Source organism: Duncaniella sp. (assembly GCF_029056165.1).
Taxonomy (GTDB): domain Bacteria; phylum Bacteroidota; class Bacteroidia; order Bacteroidales; family Muribaculaceae; genus Duncaniella.
In genome coordinates, this window is record NZ_JAIDBW010000041.1 from 1 (window position 1) to 3,621 (window position 3,621).

The following is a 3,621-nucleotide window of genomic DNA, read 5'->3' on the forward strand; positions in this document are numbered from 1 at the left end:
TAGGTTAGGCTCAGAAAACCACTCACAGAGTGGGGTTTTAGGCACGGGATTGAACCTTTGACCCGGTTTGGGTCGCAAAATCGGTCAAATTTCAGACGATTTTAACGCCGCTTAATATTTGAAAGATTATTTAACTATAAATCCAGCCAAAATCCTTCTTTTGACACTGTTTTCTGCGCTTTTCATCATTTTTCGGTGTGAGTAGCAACTCACAGTGAAGGAAGTTGATATATTCGTTGGCATATTCATCTCATTCCGGTAATGACAAGTTCTGCATAGTTTGGAAATGTCGGAGAAAATGATTATATTTAAGTAACCATTAAACCCACAGACTATGACAACAGATTCGTATTTTACCCTCGGCTTCTACATCAGGAAGCCAAAGGGAGACAGGGCGGAATATCCAATCTTTGCCCGTGTTTCCGTAGCAGGACAAGCGACTGAGTTCAAGATTGGACGTACAGTTGACCCGGCAAACTGGGATGCTAAAAAGCATATGTGTCGCGGACGTACCCGCCGTGACCTTGAATTGAACAAGTACCTCGAACTTGTGAGAGCAAAGATGTGTGACATACACAATATGCTCATCCGTGAGGAGAAGCATGTGAACCCTGCAATCATGAAAACGCTTTTTCTTGGAAATGGTGAGAAGCCTAAGATGATGGTGGAGGTATTCCGCGAGACCAACGAGAAGCGCAAAGAGGAATTTGAACGTGGTGACATAGTATTCGCCACATATCAAAGATGGACTCGCTGTGCCGACTATCTTGAAGAGTTTCTCCAACTCAACAATAACGTACCTGACATTCCTATAAAGGAAGTAACCTCCGGCATCCTTGATGACTTCCAGCACTTTCTACGTATGAAGAAAGCCTGTGCCAACAATGCCGCTGTCCGCTATCTTCGTTGTGTCAAGAACGTGCTTCAATATGCACTCGCCCACAAATGGATTGACCATGATCCGTTTCTGGGTAAGAAGTATCAGAGGACTTACTCCAAACGTGAATTCCTTAATGAATATGAGCTTAACGCTGTAATGAAGCTTGATCTGAAGGAAATCCCCCGTTTGGAACTTGTAAGGGACACCTTCGTGTTCTGCTGCTTCACAGGGTTGGCTTTCTGCGATGTTAAAAGCCTTAAGCAAACCGACATCTGCAATGACTCTGACGGTAATACTTGGATCAGGAAACCACGAGAAAAAACAGGAGAGCTAAGTACCATTCCTCTGCTTGAGGTTCCGCGCCATACAATAAGGAGTGTTTAGTGTGATGAAAAAAACACACCTAAACACTCCTTGAATTGATAGAACTCATAGATAAAGACACCATTAGCGGCTTTCGAAGTCGGCTATTTCATTGGATAGAAATATCATATTTCCCTACTCTTATGAAATCCAAGGAACTCATACTATCCATCTCCTGTGCCTATCTGAACCGGGCGCAAACCGCGTATTTCAGATAAACAGGGTGATCAATTCTTCTTTTTTTTAACATTCTTTCACTTTTGGATAGATTGGCCACGCGAAAAGAAAATGCTAACTTTATCCCCCTCAATACCATTACCCTGATATCACATGAAACTCCCAAGCATCCTCACGTGTCTCCTCGTTTTTATATCGGCGCTCTCAACTTCGGCAACCACCGCTACTGACTCGATTACCATTGTCAGTCGTCCTGCCGAAGGCATCAACGCCAACTATCCCGGCTTCCGACCGCCACTTCTTTCCGCCCCGCTGATAAAACTTCCCGTAGGCGCAGTGCAGCCTCACGGATGGCTACGCAATTACCTTAACCATCAGCGCGACGGCCTCTGCGGACAGCTCGGATCAATCAGTGCATGGCTCGACAAGAATTCCAACCAATGGCTCTCCGATTCCGGCGATCACGGCTGGGAGGAAGTTCCCTACTGGTTGCGTGGCTACGCCTCGCTCGCCTATATCCTTGATGACGAAACGATGAAACGCGAAGCCCAGACATGGTTTGAGGCTATCTTCGCCAACCTGAAGCCCGACGGATTCCTCGGACCTCGCAACTTCGAAAATTCAAATCCCGAACTATGGGCACAGATGATTATGCTATGGGCTCTTCAGACCTATTACGAACACTCCTCCGACCCGCGCGTTCTCTCTGCCATGACCGACTACTTCAAATGGCAACTCTCCGTGCCCGACTCGCAGTTTCTCACCGGCTACTGGCAAAGTATGCGCGGTGGCGACAACCTATGGAGTCTCCTATGGCTCTATAACCGCACCGGCGACAGATCCCTCCTGCCTCTCGCCGAGAAGCTCCACCGCAACACAGCTGATTGGACGCTCCCCGATGATCTCCCCAACTGGCACGGCGTCAATATAGCGCAGGGTTTCCGCGAACCAGCCACTTACTTCATGGTCTCTGCCGACTCAACCCACCTTGCAGCCACCTACAACGATTTCCACATCATCACCTCGCGATACGGCAACCTTCCGGGTGGAATGTATGCCGCCGACGAAAATGCTCGCCCCGGATACACCGATCCCCGGCAATGTGCCGAAACATGCGCTATGGTAGAACACATGGCCTCTGACCAGATTCTGATGGCTATTACAGGCGATCCCTCATGGGCGGATCACTGCGAAAATGTAGCCCTCAACAGTTTCACTGCCGCGCTGACCCCCGATATGCGCGCCCTGCGCTACCTCACAGCCCCCAATATGGCTGTAAGCGACGAAAAACTCCACGGTCCGGGCATCGACAACAATCTCCCCGGAATGCTCTCCCTAAGCCCTTTCAGCAGTCGATGCTGCCAGCACAACCACGGATTCGGGTGGCCCTACTATGCCGAATACCTCGTGATGGCCACCGCCGATAACGGTCTCGCTACAATGCTCTACTCAGCCTCTACAACAACCGCACGAGTCACCCCTCAAGGCCGAAACGTCACCCTCACGCAGACTACCGATTATCCATTCCAACCCTCCATCACTCTTACCCTCCATACCGACTCCGTACCCGTATCCTTCCCCATCTACCTCCGCATACCCACATGGGCCTCCAACGCCTCGCTCGCCATCAATGCATCCTCACCAATCTCACTCAGCTCCGAAGCAACCGGCCGATACGTTCGCATTGATCGCACATGGATCGACGGCGACTCCATACGCCTTACCCTGCCCATGACCCTCAACACGCACACATGGCCAAACGGAAGCATCAGCATCAACTACGGCCCCCTCACGCTCTCGCTCCTGATCGACGAAATCGTCAGCACCCACAACAGCTCCGACCCCGCCTTCGTGCAGTTTGACTCCCACTGGCAACCGACAGCCGATCCGCAACTCTGGCCAACCTACACTCTCCATCCCGGCTCGCCCTGGAATTATGCACTCAGTCTCCCTTCCGACTCCAGCCTGCCCGTCGGACTGACAGCCATACCTGCTCCCACCCTTGCCCCTGACGTAAACCCCTTCACTCCCGCCACGGTTCCCCTCCGGTTCACTGTCACGGGAACCCCAGTCCCCTCCTGGGGTTACGACGCCACCGGCCTCACCGACACCCTCCCGTCCCCCTCCTCCATCCCCTGTGTCTTACAACCTTTCTGCCTCCTCTTCCCCTGAGCCTCGGCTGTAGGGTTGTGCTGGAGATG

The 3,621-nt window shown here is 51.3% G+C and carries 2 protein-coding genes; both read left to right on the forward strand.

Annotated elements, in window-relative coordinates:
- Positions 1 to 334: 334 nt before the first annotated feature.
- Positions 335 to 1,264 carry a site-specific integrase gene (locus tag K2G41_RS09910; protein WP_300117740.1) on the forward strand — a complete coding sequence of 310 codons (930 nt, stop codon included), beginning with the start codon at positions 335 to 337 and terminating at the stop codon, positions 1,262 to 1,264.
- A 309-nt stretch (positions 1,265 to 1,573) separates the two neighbouring features.
- Positions 1,574 to 3,592, forward strand: a complete 2,019-nt coding sequence (locus tag K2G41_RS09915) for a beta-L-arabinofuranosidase domain-containing protein (RefSeq protein ID WP_300117742.1) — start codon at positions 1,574 to 1,576, stop codon at positions 3,590 to 3,592.
- The last annotated feature ends 29 nt before the right edge of the window (positions 3,593 to 3,621 follow it).

Bases quoted from the DNA above. Each gene is read 5' to 3' on its own strand.
- K2G41_RS09915 (WP_300117742.1), top strand. From the start codon at position 1,574: ATGAAACTCCCAAGCATCCTCACGTGTCTCCTCGTTTTTATATCGGCG.
- K2G41_RS09910 (WP_300117740.1), top strand. From the start codon at position 335: ATGACAACAGATTCGTATTTTACCCTCGGCTTCTACATCAGGAAGCCA.